The sequence below is a fragment of the Vibrio genomosp. F6 genome (assembly GCF_005146325.1).
GTDB classification, from domain to species: domain Bacteria; phylum Pseudomonadota; class Gammaproteobacteria; order Enterobacterales; family Vibrionaceae; genus Vibrio; species Vibrio cortegadensis.
Window position 1 is genome coordinate 3,228 of the sequence record NZ_SYUT01000046.1, and the last position, 207, is coordinate 3,434.

Consider the following 207-nt stretch of genomic DNA (forward strand, 5'->3'; position numbering starts at 1 on the left):
TTGAAATTTGTGTTTACGGCGCAATGGTTTAGTGTGGTGTAATAGCGTTGTCGCACCTTAATTGGGCGTTATGAAGCATGGAGGCTTTGAGTATGATTGATCAAGTTGGAAATACAAAAATTAAGCTACAACATAGAGCTACGTGCCACTGCGGTTCGGTAGTTCTTGAGTTAATATTACCAAATGGAATCGAAAATCCTAGAAGGT

At 39.6% G+C, this 207-nt stretch carries 1 pseudogene; it reads left to right on the top strand.

Annotated elements, in window-relative coordinates:
• Nucleotides 1–92: 92 nt before the first annotated feature.
• Nucleotides 93–207 (top strand): annotated as a pseudogene (locus tag FCV43_RS20685) (GFA family protein); the annotation flags it as partial.